Source organism: Serratia sp. JKS000199, from assembly GCF_900215455.1.
Lineage (GTDB): Bacteria > Pseudomonadota > Gammaproteobacteria > Enterobacterales > Enterobacteriaceae > Serratia > Serratia ureilytica.
In genome coordinates this window covers 5012949-5030112 of sequence record NZ_LT907843.1, presented here as the reverse complement: position 1 = coordinate 5030112, position 17164 = coordinate 5012949, and the positions used below count along the sequence as shown (strand labels likewise).

Annotated in this window: 17 protein-coding genes and 3 tRNA genes; 6 read left to right on the top strand and 14 right to left on the bottom strand. The window is 60.3% G+C overall.

Features of this window, described 5'->3' with window-relative positions; all coding sequences use genetic code 11:
- Positions 1-101: 101 nt before the first annotated feature.
- The 12 genes from deoB to CPH57_RS23770 all read right to left on the bottom strand — a co-directional run bounded on the left by deoB (position 102) and on the right by CPH57_RS23770 (position 11705).
- Positions 102-1325, bottom strand: coding sequence for a phosphopentomutase (gene deoB, locus CPH57_RS23825; RefSeq protein ID WP_033641795.1), 1224 nt, complete (start codon positions 1323-1325; stop codon positions 102-104).
- A gap of 193 nt (positions 1326-1518) precedes the next feature.
- Positions 1519-2844 (bottom strand): thymidine phosphorylase, encoded by a 1326-nt coding sequence (gene deoA / locus CPH57_RS23820; protein WP_033641794.1) that lies wholly within the window; start codon positions 2842-2844, stop codon positions 1519-1521.
- Positions 2845-2910: 66 nt separating this feature from the next.
- Positions 2911-3690: a deoxyribose-phosphate aldolase gene (gene deoC / locus CPH57_RS23815; RefSeq protein ID WP_033641793.1), complete on the bottom strand. Its 780-nt coding sequence runs from the start codon at positions 3688-3690 to the stop codon at positions 2911-2913.
- A gap of 370 nt (positions 3691-4060) precedes the next feature.
- Positions 4061-5338, bottom strand: coding sequence for a NupC/NupG family nucleoside CNT transporter (locus CPH57_RS23810; protein ID WP_004933076.1), 1278 nt, complete (start codon positions 5336-5338; stop codon positions 4061-4063).
- Positions 5339-5522: 184 nt separating this feature from the next.
- The gene (locus tag CPH57_RS23805) at positions 5523-6305 is read right to left on the bottom strand and encodes a TatD family hydrolase (protein WP_089195452.1); all 783 of its coding nucleotides are present in this window, start codon (positions 6303-6305) and stop codon (positions 5523-5525) included.
- Entirely contained in the window at positions 6302-7420 is a 1119-nt protein-coding gene (locus CPH57_RS23800) for a patatin family protein (protein WP_033651706.1), read from the bottom strand. Before CPH57_RS23800 ends, CPH57_RS23805 begins: the two co-directional genes overlap by 4 nt.
- 10 nt (positions 7421-7430) lie before the next feature.
- Positions 7431-7616: a hypothetical protein gene (locus CPH57_RS23795; protein WP_004933086.1), complete on the bottom strand. Its 186-nt coding sequence runs from the start codon at positions 7614-7616 to the stop codon at positions 7431-7433.
- A gap of 68 nt (positions 7617-7684) precedes the next feature.
- The gene (locus CPH57_RS23790; RefSeq protein ID WP_004933089.1) at positions 7685-7846 is read right to left on the bottom strand and encodes a DUF1328 domain-containing protein; all 162 of its coding nucleotides are present in this window, start codon (positions 7844-7846) and stop codon (positions 7685-7687) included.
- Between the two features lie 161 nt (positions 7847-8007).
- Positions 8008-8622, bottom strand: a complete 615-nt coding sequence (osmY, locus tag CPH57_RS23785) for a molecular chaperone OsmY (protein WP_033641790.1) — start codon at positions 8620-8622, stop codon at positions 8008-8010.
- A gap of 516 nt (positions 8623-9138) precedes the next feature.
- On the bottom strand, positions 9139-10728 hold the full coding sequence (gene prfC, locus CPH57_RS23780; RefSeq protein ID WP_033641789.1) for a peptide chain release factor 3: 1590 nt from the start codon (positions 10726-10728) through the stop codon (positions 9139-9141).
- A gap of 151 nt (positions 10729-10879) precedes the next feature.
- Entirely contained in the window at positions 10880-11323 is a 444-nt protein-coding gene (rimI, locus tag CPH57_RS23775) for a ribosomal protein S18-alanine N-acetyltransferase (protein WP_096242798.1), read from the bottom strand.
- Positions 11268-11705 carry a DNA polymerase III subunit psi gene (locus CPH57_RS23770; RefSeq protein ID WP_033641787.1) on the bottom strand — a complete coding sequence of 146 codons (438 nt, stop codon included), beginning with the start codon at positions 11703-11705 and terminating at the stop codon, positions 11268-11270. Before CPH57_RS23770 ends, rimI begins: the two co-directional genes overlap by 56 nt.
- Positions 11706-11851: 146 nt before the next feature.
- On the opposite strand from CPH57_RS23770, the gene rsmC reads away from it, so the two are divergent.
- A complete protein-coding gene (gene rsmC, locus CPH57_RS23765; protein ID WP_033641786.1) occupies positions 11852-12892 on the top strand; it encodes a 16S rRNA (guanine(1207)-N(2))-methyltransferase RsmC in 1041 nt (346 codons plus the stop codon).
- A gap of 51 nt (positions 12893-12943) precedes the next feature.
- On the opposite strand, the gene CPH57_RS23760 is transcribed toward rsmC, so the two are convergent.
- Positions 12944-13936, bottom strand: coding sequence for an aldo/keto reductase (locus CPH57_RS23760; protein WP_047025178.1), 993 nt, complete (start codon positions 13934-13936; stop codon positions 12944-12946).
- 118 nt (positions 13937-14054) lie between these two features.
- Here CPH57_RS23760 and CPH57_RS23755 point away from each other — a divergent pair, with 118 nt between their 5' ends.
- The 4 genes from CPH57_RS23755 (at position 14055) to CPH57_RS23740 (ending at position 15410) form a co-directional block, all read left to right on the top strand.
- On the top strand, positions 14055-14999 hold the full coding sequence (locus CPH57_RS23755) for a LysR family transcriptional regulator (protein ID WP_089195449.1): 945 nt from the start codon (positions 14055-14057) through the stop codon (positions 14997-14999).
- 72 nt (positions 15000-15071) lie between these two features.
- Positions 15072-15158, top strand: a tRNA-Leu gene (locus CPH57_RS23750).
- A gap of 36 nt (positions 15159-15194) precedes the next feature.
- Positions 15195-15281: transfer RNA gene (locus tag CPH57_RS23745), tRNA-Leu, on the top strand.
- A 42-nt stretch (positions 15282-15323) separates the two neighbouring features.
- Positions 15324-15410, top strand: a tRNA-Leu gene (locus CPH57_RS23740).
- Between the two features lie 89 nt (positions 15411-15499).
- Here the strand turns inward: CPH57_RS23740 and CPH57_RS23735 are convergent.
- On the bottom strand, positions 15500-15784 hold the full coding sequence (locus CPH57_RS23735) for a DUF1435 domain-containing protein (protein ID WP_033641783.1): 285 nt from the start codon (positions 15782-15784) through the stop codon (positions 15500-15502).
- Between the two features lie 260 nt (positions 15785-16044).
- Here CPH57_RS23735 and CPH57_RS23730 point away from each other — a divergent pair, with 260 nt between their 5' ends.
- Positions 16045-17124 (top strand): GGDEF domain-containing protein, encoded by a 1080-nt coding sequence (locus tag CPH57_RS23730; RefSeq protein ID WP_033641782.1) that lies wholly within the window; start codon positions 16045-16047, stop codon positions 17122-17124.
- Positions 17125-17164: the final 40 nt, after the last annotated feature.

The following is a 17164-nucleotide window of genomic DNA, read 5'->3' as shown; positions in this document are numbered from 1 at the left end:
TTGCAGCCAGGCAGCTGGCGGGGAATCCCCAGGAGCTTACTTGAGTAAGCGACTGGGGTTCACGCGTGAAGCTAACAACGCTGCGGCTTGAAAGACAGGGCTTAGAACAGGGTCTTACCGTAATCCATCGGCGACAGGCCAAAGTAATTGGCGACGGTCTGGCCGATGTCGGCGAAGGTCTCGCGGTGGCCCAGCGAACCCGGTTTCACTTTCGGGCCGTAAACCAGCACCGGAATGTGCTCGCGGGTGTGGTCGGTGCCGCTCCAGGTCGGATCGCAGCCGTGGTCAGCGGTGAAGATGATGATGTCTTCGTCTTTCACCAGCTTCAGCAGTTCCGGCAGGCGGCGGTCGAACAGCTCCAGCGCGGCGGCGTAGCCCGCCACGTCGCGACGGTGACCGTAGGAGGAGTCGAAGTCCACGAAGTTGGTGAACACGATGGTGTTGTCGCCGGCCTTTTCCATTTCGATCAGGGTCGCGTCGAACAGCGCGTCGATGCCGGTCGCCTTCACCTTCTTGGTGATGCCGACGTTGGCATAGATGTCGGCGATTTTACCGATCGACACCACTTCGCCGCCCTTCTCGTCCACCAGCTTTTTCAGCACGGTCGGCGCCGGCGGCTCTACCGCCAGATCGTGGCGATTGCCGGTGCGCTGGAAGTGGCCCGGCTTGTCGCCGACAAACGGACGCGCGATCACGCGGCCGATGTTGTAACCGCCTTCGGTCAGCTCTTCACGCGCGATTTCGCACAGCTCATACAGGCGCTCCAGGCCGAAGGTCTCTTCGTGACAGGCGATCTGGAATACCGAGTCGGCGGAGGTGTAGAAAATCGGCTTGCCGGTTTTCATGTGCTCTTCACCCAACTGATCGAGGATCACGGTGCCGGATGAGTGGCAGTTGCCCAGGTAGCCCGGCAGATTAGCGCGCTCCACCAGCTTATCCAGCAGCGCCTGCGGGAAGCTGTTGTGCTCGTCCTTGAAGTAGCCCCAGTCGAACAGCACCGGCACGCCGGCGATTTCCCAGTGGCCAGACGGCGTGTCTTTACCGGAAGAGAGCTCGCTGGCGTAGCCGTAGGCGCCGATGATGTCGGCGTTGCGATCCAGCCCCTGCGGGAAGTTGCCGGTCGACTCTTCCGCCGCTTTGCCGAGGCCCAGACGGCTCAGGTTAGGCAGCGTCAGCGGGCCCTGACGGCCCACGTTGGCCTCACCGCGCGCGCAAACCTCGGCGATGTGGCCCAGGGTGTCGGAACCCTGATCGCCAAAACGTTCGGCGTCTTCGCTGGCGCCGATGCCGAAGGAGTCCAATACCATAATAAATGTGCGTTTCATCTGTGCTCTCCTGCGTGTTCTCACGCTATTGCGACCGCAAAACTGCAATCGCCCTTATTCTCTAAATTTATACCCAATGGATTTCAAGTTGTAGCTAGGCGGCTAGCGCGTGTATCCCCAGGAGCTTACTCAAGTAAGTGACTGGGGTGCACGCGTGCAGCCAACAACGCTACGGCTTGAAAGACGAGGGTCATCACGCTTGAGTGATGCGCTTATACACCACTGGCGTCGCCTCCGGCGCCTTGTCGCTCAGCGTCATTGCGCTGCGCACCGCATCGGCCGCCTGCTGCCAGCTCTCTTCATCGTTGGCGTGGATCATCGCCAGCGGCTGCTGGGAATCCGCCGTATCGCCCAGGCGCGCCATCTCGGTCAGGCCGACGCTGTAATCGATGGCGTCGCTCGCCCGACGGCGGCCGCCGCCCAACGACACCACCGCCATGCCCAGCGCACGGGTATCCATGGCGCTGATGATGCCCGGCTTTTCAGCATACACCGGCTTGCTCAGCGTTGCCGCCGGCAGATAGCTATCGTAGCGTTCGACGAAGTCTATCGGACCCTGCTGCGCCGCCACCATGCGGCCAAACACCTCCGCCGCCTTGCCGTTATCCAGCACCGCCTGCAGCTTGGCGCGCGCGTCGGCCTCATCTTGCGCCAGGCCGCCGGACAACAGCATCTCTACGCTCAGCGCCAGCGTCACTTCCAGCAGGCGCGGGTTGCGGTATTCGCCGGTCAGGAAGCGCACCGCTTCGCGCACTTCCACCGCGTTGCCGGCGCTGGAAGCCAGCACCTGATTCATGTCGGTCAGCAGCGCGGTGGTCTTGCAGCCCGCGCCGTTGGCCACGCCGACGATCGCCTGCGCCAAATCTTGCGACAGGGCATAGGTCGGCATAAAGGCGCCGGAGCCGACCTTCACGTCCATCACCAGCGCATCCAACCCTTCCGCCAGCTTCTTGGCCAGAATGGAGGCGGTGATCAGCGGGATAGAATCCACGGTGGCGGTGATATCGCGGGTGGCGTAAAAACGCTTGTCCGCCGGCGCCAGCGAGCTGGTCTGGCCGATGATCGCCACGCCGACGTCCTGAATGATTTTGCGGAAGGCGTTATCGTCCGGGAAAATATTGAAGCCCGGAATGGCTTCCAGTTTGTCCAGCGTGCCGCCGGTATGCCCCAGGCCGCGGCCGGAGATCATCGGCACATAGCCGCCGCAGGCCGCCACCATCGGACCGAGCATCAGCGAAGTCACGTCGCCCACGCCGCCGGTCGAGTGCTTGTCGACGATCGGGCCGTTCAGCGCCAAACTCTTCCAGTCCAGCACGGTGCCGGAATCGCGCATCGCCATGGTGAGCGCCACGCGCTCCGGCATGCTCATGTCATGGAAATAAATGGTCATCGCCAGCGCGGCGATCTGCCCTTCCGACACCACATTGTCGCGAATGCCGTTGATGAAAAAGCGGATTTCCGCTTCGCTTAACGGCTGGCCGTCGCGTTTTTTACGAATAATTTCTTGAGCCAGGAACAAGGCATCCCCCTGTGTCGCCGAGAGTCGGTGCAGACGGGCGCGCCTGGCGCCCGCCAACGATATCGATCAGTAGCCGCCGCCGGCGGTCTGGGTTTGGTGGCCCAGCGCGGCCAGCAAGCTGGCCAGCAGGCTGGAAGCGCCAAAGCGGAAATGCCGCGCGTCGGCCCACCCTTCGCCCAGAATACGATCGGCAAGTTGCAGATAATGCAGCGCGTCTTCCGCGGTGCGCACGCCGCCGGCCGGCTTGAAGCCCACCGTCTTCGCCACGCCCATATCGCGGATCACTGACATCATCAGCTCGGCGCTCTCCAGGGTGGCGTTGACCGGCACCTTGCCGGTGGAGGTCTTGATAAAGTCGGCGCCGGCCTTGATGGCGATCTCGGACGCCTTGCGGATCAGATCGGCCTGCTTCAGCTCACCGGTTTCGATGATCACTTTCAGCAGCACGTTGGCCGCCTGGCAAGCCTGTTTGCACTGTTTCACCAGCTCGAAACCGACCTGTTCGTTGCCGGCGATCAGCGCGCGGTAAGGGAACACCACGTCCACTTCATCCGCCCCATAGGCGATGGCCGCGCGGGTTTCCGCCAGCGCGATGTCGATATCGTCGTTGCCATGCGGGAAGTTGGTCACGGTGGCGATACGGATGTCCGGCGTGCCTTGCTCGCGCAGCGCCTTACGCGCCACCGGGATAAAACGCGGGTAGATGCAGATGGCCGCCGTGTGGCCGGCCGGGCTGTTGGCCTGACGACAGAGGGCGATCACTTTCTCGTCGGTGTCATCATCGTTCAGCGTGGTTAAATCCATCAAGTTCAGCGCACGTTGCGCTGCTGCGGTTAATTCGGTCATAAAACTCTCCAACTGAGTACCTGGGTGTTGGCGAGCGGACTTGGTTCCATGAAGATAGCGCAGGGGAACGGCGTTCCCGCGGCGGCAACTGAGATCCTTCTCACCGCACATGGCCACCCGCCTTGCGGCCGGCCAGTAATAGCTATTTGAACACGAATGCCGGGGGCGATTCGCGTTCATCGTCACACTATATGAAATAGCACTGTAACAGACCGGAATTATATGTGAAGAACATCACAAAATAACGCGATATCGTTCACAAATTCGCTAAAGAAGCGGCTGAAGATCGCGGATGCGGCAAGCACCCGCGTTGCTTAGAGTATAGGCGGAGTCCCGCGATCGGTCGCGCCGACGCGGGCTCAGCGAGGGCTTACAGCGCCAGGAAGAAGCCGGCGATGGTGGCACTCATCAGGTTGGACAGCGTGCCCGCCGCCACGGCCTTCAGACCGAAACGCGCGATGTCATGGCGACGGTTGGGTGCCATGCTGCCCAAACCGCCCAGCAGGATCGCCACCGAGGAGAGGTTGGCAAAACCGCACAGCGCAAAGGAGATGATCGCCTTGGTGTGCGTTGACAGCACCTGCAGGCCTTCCGCCGCCACCACATCGTCCGGACGCAGATAGGCGCCGAAGTTCATATAGGCGACAAACTCATTGACGATGATCTTCTGGCCGATAAACGAACCGGCGGTCATCGCTTCACTCCACGGCACGCCAATCAGGAAGGCGATCGGCGAGAACACCCAGCCGAGGATCAGCTCGAGCGACAGCTGCGGGTAATCGAACCAGCCGCCGATGCCGCCGAGAATGCCGTTGAGCAAGGCGATCAGCGCGATAAACGCCAGCAGCATCGCGCCGACGTTCAGCGCCAGCTGCATGCCGGAAGCCGCGCCAGAAGCCGCCGCATCGATCACGTTGGCAGGACGATCCTCTTCGGCGATCAGTTTCATCGCATCGTCTTTATCGTGGGTCTGCTCGGTTTCCGGCACCATCAGCTTGGCGAACAGCAGCCCGCCCGGCGCGGCCATGAAGGACGCGGCGATCAGGTATTCCAGCGGCACGCCCATCTGCGCGTATCCCGCCAGCACCGAACCGGCCACCGAAGCCAGGCCGCCGCACATCACGGCGAACAGTTCTGACTGGCTCATGGTGGCGATATACGGACGCACCACCAGCGGCGCTTCGGTCTGGCCGACGAAAATGTTGGCGGTCGCCGACAGCGATTCGGTGCGCGAGGTGCCCAGCAACTTGTGCAGGCCGCCGCCCAGCACGCGGATCACCAACTGCATGATGCCGAGGTAGTACAGCACCGCAATCAGCGAGGAGAAGAACACGATCACCGGCAGGACGCGCAGCGCGAACACGAAGCCGCCGCCGCCGAACACTTCGAACATCTTGTCGGACACCAGCCCGCCGAAGATGAACGAAATGCCCTGATTGCCGTAAGCGATAACGTTTGCCACGCCGTTAGACATACTGCCGAGGATGCTGCGGCCCAGCGGCACGTACAGCACCAGCGCGCCGATACCGACCTGAATGATGAACGCCCACACCACGGTGCGCAGTTTGATGGCCCGACGGTTGCTGGAGAGCAGCACCGCAATGGCGATCAGCACCGCCATCCCGACCAGACTCATGATGAGTTGCATGCAAAGTTTCCCTGTTGCAAAAAATAAAATACATCCCTGCTCATGAAGAGAGGTCTGCTATTGGAGTGTTTCGGGGGGGATTATACTGAGCGAGGTCACCCTCGCACCGATTTATGTCACAAATGTATACAACGAGACGCAAATGAAAATCTTATAACGTGACACAAGTCACGTTATGCAGACCTCAATTCGGCATGGCGAACAGCGCTTGGGTATTGCGTTGCAGGTGGGCGGCTATCTCATCGGCCGGTTCCGGCCGCAGTTCGCACAGCGCGTGAAACACCTCGGCGGCGCGCTCGGGGCGGTTCGGCTGCCCCTGATAGCCAGCCAGCGGCATGTCCGGCGCATCGGTCTCCAGCAGCAGCGCCTCAAGCGGCAGCTGCGCCATCACGGCGCGCGTTTTCTGCGCCCGCTCATAGGTGATGGTGCCGCCCACGCCGATGTAATAGCCGAGGCGGATAAACGCCTGCGCCTGCGACAGGCTGCCGGCAAAGCCGTGCACCACGCCGCGGCGCGGCAGCTGCATGCGCCGCAGCGCGGCGGCCAGCTGGTCGTGGGTGCGGCGCGAATGCAGGATCACCGGCAGGTCATGCTGTTTCGCCAGCTTCAGTTGGGCCAGCAGCACGCTTTGCTGCCGCTCGAACTGTGGGTTATCCATATACAGATCGAGCCCGATCTCCCCCACCGCCACCAGCTTGTGCGGCCGTTCGGCCAGCAGCGCCGCCAACTGTTCCAACTGCGGCTCATGATGCTGCGCGATATACAGCGGGTGCAGCCCCAGTGCGGCGAACAGCGGCGCATGCTCCTGCGCCAGCCGCAACACCCGCGCGAAGCGATCGGCGGTGACGGTCGGGATGATGATGCGCTTTACGCCGGCGCTTGCCGCCCGCGCCAGGCTCTCGGCCTCATGCCCGGTAAAGGGCGGGAAATCGAAATGGCAGTGGGTGTCGGTAAAGGCGTAACTCACAGCGCCCCCCCTTCACCCGGCGGCAGATCGCCCGGCAGGATGATTTTCGGCGCCGCCACCGCGGCCTCCGGCTGCGCCGCCCGCTCGGTGGGCATGGCGATGTCGGTCACGATCGGCGAAGGCATTCTGACGTTCTCCGGCTGGATCAGGCGGCGCGACAACGCTTTTCGCACCTTCATGCCGTCGGGCTCCTGCTGCGCCATCCACTGGCCGACGGTGGCCAGAAAGTAGCGGCCGCAGCGGCGCCCCAGGTGATAATCCTGATTGAGCGCCCCCAATCGGCTGCCCAGCGCATTGCTGGCCAGCGGCTTCGGCGGGAAGATCTCGAAGATGCGCAGCTTGCCCGGCGGCTTTTCGATAAAGCGCTGGATGCGGTGATAGCTTTGCTCGTGATGCTGCAGGATGCGCACCATCTGTTGCAGGCTGCTGTCGCTCAGCCAATGCTCCATGCGCTTCATCCACTGCGGGGTGTAGTACATTTGCGAAGGCACGGTGCGGATCACCACGATGGTGTCGGCGCCGCGACGATAGGCCTCTTCCACCGGGATCGCATCGCTGATGCCGCCGTCCTGATAGCTGACGCCGTCCAACTCCACGCCCTGACGGTAGAAGCCGGGAATGGCGCTGGACGCCTTGATGGCCGGCAGCCAGCGTTCGCGCTGCGCCGGCAGATAGGTCGGCTCGAAATCGTCGCTGCGGCAGGCGCACAGCAGGAATTCGCGCCCGTCGGTAAAATGCTGTTCCGCCACGTCCATCGCCAGCGGCATCTGCGCCGCCGCCGTATCAACCAGCCAATCGAGATCGATCAGATGCCCGCCGCGCACGAAGCGCAGCGGATTGAAGAACTGTGCCGAAGTGGTGTAACGGGTGATCACCCGGCGCGCGTAGCCCATCTGCCCGCAGATATAGGCAGACAGATTCTGAGCGCCGGCCGATGTGCCGATCAGCAGATCGAAAGGGTTAAAGCCCGCGCGCTGAAACTCGTCCAGCACGCCGGCGGTGAAAATGCCGCGCTGGCCGCCGCCTTCGCAGACCAACGCCATTTTTCCTGGTCGAAAAGGTTTAGACGCCAGCGGTTCTATATTGCCGAGCGTGATGGGTATTCTGTATCCCAACTTGGCATCCTCAGTGAGACGTTTTCTCCGAGGATACCGCGTCTCGCTCTCTTCCGTAATCCTCTTGCAGCACGCCGACGAGGAAATCATTGCTGCCGGCCAACCAGGCACCATCGCTGCCGGACCATTCGGCCCAAGCCTGCCATACCTGACCTTTCAGCTGTTTCCAGCGCCCGACGATGATGTCGCTGTTCATGGCCGGCCCTCCCCGACGTGAGAAAAGGAATTAAGCTTTGTTACAGTTTGCAGGAAAATGCCGGCCGGCTAAGGGCGCCGACGGCCGGTGAACAGACTGACCAGGAACAGGATGATGCCGACAACGAACACGACTTTGGCGGCCCAGGCGGCGGTGCCCGCCAGCGAACCGAACCCCAGTGCCGCAGCGATAAGCGCGATGACTAAAAAGATAATGCCCCAACGAAACATAAGCTTCTCCTTACCATTGTGAAAAAATTCGCTGCCGTCTACCGCCCCGACAACGGGACATCGACGGCAAATCAGTTTCTTTTTTTGGTGGTACACGTCGGGCCGCCTTGACGGCCCGACAGATGCGGCTTGTTGTTACTTGTTACGGGCGCCTGGCGGGATTACTGCTTGACCACCAGGTCGTTTTTCACGCTTTTCACGCCGTCGATAGCCTTGGCGATGCTTTCGGCACGCTCAGACTGCGCCTGCGTTTTCACTTCACCGGAAAGCTGCACCACGCCATCGGTGGTTTCCACTTTCACATTGCGCGACGGCACGATGTCATCGGCCAGCAGCTTGGCTTTCAGCTCGCTGGTGGTGGCGGTGTCGCCGGCATACGATTTGATCGACTGGTTGGCTTCATCTTTCACGTGCAGCTTGTCGCTGACGGTTTTGACGCCTTCCACCTTGCCGGCAACCGCAACCGCATGCTCTGCCTGCGCCTGGCTGCCGACAAACCCGCTCAGGATCACGGTGCCTTTTTCGGTTTTCACCGAAATGTCAGTGCTTTTGATGCTCTTATCGTCCACCAATGCACTTTTAACTTTAGCCGTTATCGCGCTGTCATCCATGTAACCGTCAACTTTTTTCATGGAGCTATCGATTTTGGCACCGGCACTGTCCGCGGCGTTAGACGCCTTGTTGAGCAGACTGTCTTCGGCCAGCGCAGTGCCGCTCACCAAAGCAGAACCCAAAACAACAGCCATCAGCGAGTGTGCAAATTTGGTCTTTTTCATCGATCTCTTCCTTTTGTTGGGGGCCCCAGCGCCAGAGCGCCGGAACCCTTCAGCCGCCTTCACGCGGCCTCTCGGTAAATACTTCATCATCGCTATACGATTAAGCGTTCACGACAGGAATATTGCAACCGCCGTGCCAACTCCATAAACGCCTTAAAAATCAAACAAAAAAAGCGTTGAGTCGGATTTTTAATCAAAAAACTGTCGCCTATTGACGACAGACTAAGTGACACGAAACGGTAAAACAGTCATCTCATTGATATTTAAGGAAACAGACTGTCTCCTATCGGCAACACATCAGAATAACTCACCAAACAATAAGCGTATTACAGTGATTTACTCTCAAGCAATGTGCGGACATCTCGTTAAAGATAGACCATGCGGCGGAAAACGCAGGCCAATCGCGTCTCGCCTGGGCGACATCGATTCGCAGGATAAAATATGAGGAAGATTTATTAATTAGCGGAGTGAGAATACGGGGAATTGGCAGGGCGCACCGGGCGCCCTGCCGATGTATCAGTGTTCGCGGGTCTTGCGGAAGGTCACGTCAGGATAGCGTTCCTGCGTCAGGTTGAGGTTCACCATGGTCGGCGCGATGTAGGACAGGTTGTCCCCGCCGTCCAGCGCCAGGTTGATCTCGTTCTTGCGCTTGAACTCTTCGAACTTCTTCACGTCGTCGCACTCGACCCAGCGCGCGGTCGACACGTTGACCGATTCGTACAGCGCTTCCACGTTGTACTCGCTCTTCAAACGCGCCACCACCACGTCGAACTGCAGCACACCGACCGCGCCGACGATCAGATCGTTGTTGGCGATCGGACGGAACACCTGTACCGCGCCCTCTTCGGACAGCTGCACCAGCCCCTTCAGCAACTGTTTCTGCTTCAGCGGATCGCGCAGGCGAATGCGGCGGAACAGTTCCGGCGCGAAGTTCGGGATGCCGGTGAACTTCATGTCTTCACCTTGGGTGAAGGTATCGCCGATCTGAATGGTGCCATGGTTGTGCAGACCGATGATGTCGCCCGGATAGGCTTCTTCCACGTGCGAACGGTCGCCGGCCATAAAGGTCAGCGCGTCGGAGATCACCACGTCTTTGCCGGTGCGCACCTGGCGCAGCTTCATGCCCTTCTCGTAACGGCCGGACACCACGCGCATAAAGGCCACGCGGTCGCGGTGCTTCGGATCCATGTTGGCCTGGATCTTGAACACAAAGCCGGTGAATTTCTCTTCCGCCGCCGTCACTTCACGGGTGTCGGTTTTGCGCGGCATCGGCGCCGGCGCCCAGGCCACCAGACCGTCCAGCATATGATCCACGCCGAAGTTACCGAGTGCGGTACCGAAGAACACCGGGGTCAGCTCGCCGCTCAGGAACGCCGCCTGATCGAACTCGTGGGAAGCGCCCTGCACCAGCTCCAGCTCATCGCGCAGCTGCGCCGCCAGATCTTCGCCTACGGCGACATCCAGCTCCGGGTTGTTCAGGCCCTTGACGATGCGCACTTCCTGAATGGTGTGGCCTTTACCGGTCTGGTACAGGTAGGTTTCATCCTTGTACAGGTGATAAACGCCTTTAAACAGCTTGCCGCAGCCGATCGGCCAGGTGATAGGCGAACAGGCGATTTTCAGTTCGCGCTCGACTTCGTCCATCACTTCCATCGGATCGCGGATGTCGCGGTCCAGCTTGTTCATGAAGGTCAGGATCGGCGTGTCGCGCAGACGGGTGACTTCCATCAGCTTGCGGGTGCGATCCTCAACGCCCTTGGCGGCGTCGATCACCATCAGACAGCAGTCCACGGCGGTCAGGGTGCGATACGTATCTTCGGAGAAGTCCTCGTGCCCCGGGGTATCCAGCAGGTTGACCAGGCTGTCGCGATACGGGAACTGCATCACCGAGGTGGTGATCGAGATCCCACGCTGCTTTTCCATTTCCATCCAGTCGGATTTGGCGTGCTGGCTGGAGCCGCGGCCTTTTACCGTACCGGCGGTCTGGATCGCCTGTCCGAACAGCAGCACTTTTTCGGTAATGGTGGTTTTACCGGCATCGGGGTGCGAGATGATGGCGAAAGTTCTTCTTTTGGAGACTTCGCGGGCAAATTCACTAGGAGACATGGTTTTCAGGTTCTACGGTTAGTCCGCCCTGCGACATCATCAGAACGCGCCGATCGCGGCGCCGGGCAAAGCGGTGAATAAAAGATAACAGCCGGGCATTTTCGCCGATTTGCCAACCGGTGACAATCAATGCTTTTTCCGGCCGGGCTGATTACCCCAGCGGCAGCGCCATCACGATCGCGTCTTCGCGGCCGTGGGCGCTCGGGTAATAATTGCGGCGCACGGTGACTTCGTTGAAACCGAGATCTTCATACAGCGCGAGCGCCGCCTGGTTGGAGGCACGGACTTCCAGCCACAGCGTAACCACGCCGCGGCTCTCCAGCTGTTCGATCAACGCGTTGAGCAGCAGGCGGCCAAAGCCCCGGCGCTGGTGCTGCGGATGAATGGCGATGTTGAACAGCGTGGCTTCGTCCAGCACGATCTGCGTGATGGCGAACCCCGCCATCTCCCCATCGGCGCTCAGCTTCAGGTTAAGGTAGCGATCGCCCTGATTGCTGGCAAAGGTGGTTTCCGTCCAGGGGAAAGCGTGGCTGGCTTGCTCAATGTTGAAGGCCGTGGCCAGGTCGGCCGCCGTCAGGGTAGAAATCGTGTTCATGATGACAAATCTGCTGCCAGAGGGCGCGTTTGGCCCCCGCGTCTTGGGAAAGCTCGGCCAGCGCCGGGCTGTGTAGCTGCGCGCCGGCGACCGCGAGCGGTTCCGTCACGCCCAGCCGCCAACTGTTGCATGCGGTCTCTTCAGGCAGCATCGCCACCTGTTCCGGCGTCAGGCTGTAGGTTTGCGCCGGCGTCAGCCCCAGGCTGCGCAGCACGTCGCAAAACAGCGGATCGTCGGGCGCCGGCTGCGTCTGCGCCACCACCAGCAGGCGCGTCTCGGGCGGCAGACTGACCGCCACTTCGCCCTGCAACACGCCCGGGCGGCGCAATGTCCACTGCGTAATACCCAGTTGTTGTAACAGCCAGTCGCGTTTTGATGCCATGCCGATTCCTACCCGTTGTGGTGCGCCATGCCTGCCATGCGCCGCGCTATGCTAACAAACCCGCGCAGCCCGCGCCAACAAACCCGTCGAACATATCGCCACAAAGCTCTATAATCCCCGGTCTCATTTCCAGGAGCCAATATCTGATGTCTGCATTAACCCCCGCCAGTGAAGTCATGCTGCGCCACAGTGATGAATTTATCGAACGCCGCGTGCTGTTTGCCGGCGACCTGCAGGACAGCCTGCCGGCCCAATTCGAGGCCGCGGACGTGCGCGTCCACACTCAGCAATACCATCACTGGCAGTTACTGAACCGGACGATGGGCGATAACGTGCAGTTCGGTTTGACCGTCGATCCCGCTTTCGTCGCCGACTGCGACACGCTGGTTTACTACTGGCCGAAGAGCAAGCAGGAAGCGCAATTCCAGCTGTGCAACATCCTGGCGCTGCTGCCGGTGGGCGCGGACGTGTTCGTGGTCGGTGAAAACCGCAGCGGCGTGCGCAGCGCCGAGCCAACGCTGGAAGGCCACGTCACGCTGGTGAAAATCGACAGCGCGCGCCGCTGTGGCCTGTATCACGGCCGCCTGGACGCGCAGACCGAGTTCGACCTGAACGACTGGTGGGACAGCTATCAGCTGCACGATCTGGAAGTGAAAACGCTGCCGGGCGTGTTCAGCCGCGACGGTCTGGACGTCGGCAGCTCGCTGCTGCTGTCGACGCTGGAAAAACACATGAAAGGCAAGGTGCTGGACATCGGCTGCGGCGCCGGCGTCATGGCCTCGGTAATGTCCAAGCTGTCGCCGAAAGTCAAATTGACCCTCAGCGACGTCAACGCCGCCGCGGTGGAATCCAGCCGCGCGACGCTGGCCGCCAACGGCATCGAAGGGGAAGTGATCGTCAGCAACGTTTACTCCGACATCACCGGCCGTTTCGACATGATCATCTCCAACCCGCCGTTCCACGACGGGCTGCAGACCAGCCTGACCGCCGCCGAAACTCTGATCCGCGGCGCGGTGAAGCACCTGCCGATCGGTGGCCAACTGCGCATTGTCGCCAACGCCTTCCTGCCATACCCGGACATTCTGGACGCCACCTTCGGCAGCCACGAAGTGCTGGCGCAGAACGGCCGCTTCAAGGTGTACCAGGCGACCGTCGGCCGTCCGCCGCGCGCGCCGAAGAAGAAATAATTCGCCGTTGGCGGAAAACGACAGAGCGCGGCCTGCAGGCCGCGCTTTTTTTTAACCGTTGATGTAGGTCATCGACTCCGCGCCGTAGCGATCGCCGGCCGCCGCGCTCAGCGGGAACACCGCTTCAATCGCCGCCAGCTCAGCCGCGCTCAGCGTTATCTCCGCCGCCGCGACGTTCTCTTCCAGGTAACGACGGCGTTTGGTGCCGGGGATCGGCACGATGTGTTCCCCCTGCGCCAACACCCAGGCCAGCGCCAGCTGCGAAGGTTTAACGCCCTTCTGCGCCGCCAGCTCGCTCACCTTCTCCACCAGCGCCAGATTGCGGCTGAAGTTTTCCCCCTGGAAGCGCGGGTTGCTGCGGCGGAAGTCGTCCTCGGCCAGATCCTCCGGCCGCTGGATAGCGCCGGTGAGGAAACCGCGCCCTAACGGGCTGTAGGGCACAAAGCCGATGCCCAGGCGCTCGCAGGCCGCCAGCACGCCCTGCTCGGCGTCGCGGGTCCACAGCGAATATTCGGTCTGCAGCGCGGTGATCGGATGCACCTTGTGCGCCCGCTCCAGCGTGGCGACCGACGCCTCGCTCAGGCCGATGTGGCGGATCTTGCCTTCCCGGATCAGATCCGCCATCGTGCCCACGACGTCCTCGATCGGCACCTGCGGATCGACCCGGTGCTGATAATAAAGATCGATCTCCTCCACGCCCAAGCGCCGCAGGCTGCCCTCGACAGAGCGCCGGATATACTCGGGCCGGCTGCTGACGCCGCGCGCCGAAGGATCCGCCGGATCGCGCAGAATGCCGAACTTGGTGGCCAGGAACACCTGTTGCCGCTTGCCTTTGATCGCTTCCCCCACCAGCTCTTCGTTGGTGTGCGGGCCATACATGTCGGCGGTGTCGAGCAGCGTGACGCCCAGCTCCAGCGCCCGGTGCAGCGTGGCGATGGCTTCCTGCCGATCGGCGCCGGTGGAGTAGAAGTCGCTCATGCCCATGCATCCCAACCCCAGGGCGGAGACGACGGGACCGTGGGAACCGAGTTTACGTTGTTGCATTGTGCTGCCCTCATGCGGTGAATGGATAACGCAGCAAAGTCTGGTTGTTTACGCGACAAAGATAAATAATGCAGATTGCACATCACTGTTCAAAAATCACCAACAATACGGAGTGGACATGGATCAGGTTCAAGCCATGCGCATTTTTACCCGCATCGTCGAACTGGGCAGCTTCAGCCGGGCGGCCGAACGCCTGCAGCTGCCGCGCGCCACGGTCAGCAACGCGCTGAAACGGCTGGAACAGCGGCTGGGCGTACGCCTGCTGATCCGCACCACCCGCCAGGTGCAGGTGACCAGCGAAGGCAGTCTCTACTATCAACGCTGCGTGCAGTTGCTGGGCGCGCTGGAGGAGGCGGACACGCTGTTCAGCCACCATAAGCTGCAGCCGTCCGGCAAAGTGCGCATCGATATGCCCCATTCGCTGGCGCGCGAAGTCGTCATTCCGGCGCTGGACGACTTCTACCGGCGCTATCCCGACATCACGCTGGCGCTGGGCGCCAACGACACCCACGTCGATCTGCTGCGCGAAGGCGTGGACTGCGTGCTGCGCGCCTGGGAAACCGAAGACGACAGCCTGGTGGCGCGGCGGATCGCCCAGCTGCCGCAGGTCACCTGCGCTTCCCCCGCTTACCTGCAGGCCCAAGGTACGCCGCTCGACATCGATAGCCTGGCGCCGCACCGCGCGGTGGGGTATTTTTCGCTGGCCAGCAACCGCGATTACCCGCTGGAGTTTTGCCGCGGCGGCAAGCTGGAACTGCGCGAACTGCCCGCCCGGCTGAGCGTCAGCGGCGCCGACGCCTATATCGCCGGCGCGCGTGCCGGCATGGGATTGATACAGGCGGCGCGCTATTCGCTTGCCCCTTGGCTGGAACAGGGCGAACTGGTGGAAGTGCTGGCGGAAACGCCGCCTCCGCCGATGCCGATTTACATCATGTATCCGCCCGGCCGTTTCCTGGCGCCGCGGGTCAGAGTGTTGATTGATTGGCTGATTTGGCTGTTTGACCAGCAGAAAAGCGGCGATATGGCTGTTTTTCCAGCAAACGCCCGCAAAGCGGGGAAATAACTGTTGACGTGTCCGCCAAAATCTCTAGAATTCGCCTCCGTGGTAACGTTACTCCGGTAATGTTTCTGGTACGCGAAGGTGGCGGAATTGGTAGACGCGCTAGCTTCAGGTGTTAGTGTCCTTACGGACGTGAGGGTTCAAGTCCCTCTCTTCGCACCAAATAACCACATGATTTATATTGCACTCAGCATCGATGCGAAGGTGGCGGAATTGGTAGACGCGCTAGCTTCAGGTGTTAGTGTTCTTACGGACGTGAGGGTTCAAGTCCCTCTCTTCGCACCACGCTGGCGACGTAATATAAATCAAAGCAACAACATCGACTGTGCGAAGGTGGCGGAATTGGTAGACGCGCTAGCTTCAGGTGTTAGTGTCCTTACGGACGTGAGGGTTCAAGTCCCTCTCTTCGCACCAATTGATGATCTCCCCGGCAGTATCCTCGAAAAAATCCCAACGCATTGATGAATCACACGCTTAAGCGTGGTTTTGCCGTTTCCGGCGTTTCACCCGAAGCTGAAGTTCAGACTGACAGCCGCCAGGCCGCCCGCCAGCGCCATACAGGAAGGCAGCAGCAGATAGTGGCGCAGCCGGCTGTTGAACAGCATCACCAGCGTGGCCAACATCGCTATCACGATCAGGGTGCGCAACTGCACCATATCCAGGTCGATCAAGGCCAGCAGCGGCATCAGCGCACAAGGCAGCAAAACGCCCCAGGCGCTGGCCAGGCGATCCCCGAGGCACCAACTGACGCCCCACAGCCCGCACGCGGCAATCATGGCGGTGAGCATGACAACCCCCCTTCAAGTGATAATGATAACCAATATCATATAACACTTTTTTGGCCGCCGCATCATTTTCACTGCGCTGACCAAACCCAGATGACACCAGCATGAAAAAATGATAATTTGACATAAGAAAATTCCTAGTCCTGTTTGCATGATAATAATCACAATCCTCAACCATGCAATTCAAGTGGATATTCGCGCCAAAGGAATGCTTCTCAACCTTAATTATTCGACAGAACGACTTTGCAAAGAGTGACCTCCGTATGAACGCCCGTTCTTATCAGGAATTACTGAACAGCAAGCAGCGCCTGGCATTATTTCTTTTTCTGATAATGAATGCCGCCTCTTCCGTATTTACATTATTGTTCCCTTTTAGGGATACGCCCGCATTTACCCTACCTTTATTATGTATACCGCTATTTTGTCTGGTAGCGGCGCTATTGTCCCTGCAAACGCCACGCAAATACTTGTGCAAACTCAACCTGTTCGCCGGCGTGCTCGGCCTGCTCTGGGCCGCACATATTTACGTTAAAAGTCAATATTGCCTACCGAATAACCAAGATTTTTTATTAATTAGTTTGTTTAGCATCTTTTTTATCAGCGCTATTTCCCTGACGGACAACTTTACCGCCTTTTGTTTACACGCCGTGCCTTCCGCAATGGTGATCCTGGCTTTAGACGGCATGCATAATACCCTGCGGATATTATTCACCACGCTATTACCTATTATCGCTTTCTCCATCCACCACCTGATGTTGAAACGCAGTGAAATCTTTACTCACGCGCTGGTGGCCAACCTGTATAACGAGCGGGATAAATTCAATAATTTGAGCATGATCGATCCTCTGACCGGCCTTTATAACCGGCGCGGGCTGGAGAATAAGATCACGATGCTGCTGGAACCGCAAACCGGCCATCATTACGTGCTGTTGCTGGATATCGACCACTTCAAGGTCTATAACGACAGCTACGGCCACGCCATGGGCGATCGGGCGTTGGTGCAGGTGGCGGTCGCCATCCGCGATGCGGTGCGTTCGCGCGACATCGTGGTGCGTTACGGCGGGGAAGAATTTTTGGTGCTGCTGACCAACGTGCACGAAGGCTACGCGGCGCAGCTGGCCGAACGGGTGCGCCAGCGGGTGGCGGAGCTGAACATCCCGCACGGCGCCAGTCCGCAGCACAGCGGCACGCTGACGCTCAGCGCCGGCATCTCCGCGTTGGAAAAACTGGACATCGAATCGGCGATAGGCGCGGCCGACGCCGCGCTCTATCTGGCGAAGCACAGCGGCCGCAACAATATTCAGCTGGCGCAAAACGTCGAGCCCGCTGCCGTTCACTCTTAAGCCGCCGTGGTAACGGCGCGGCGGCTGACATCAACACTTA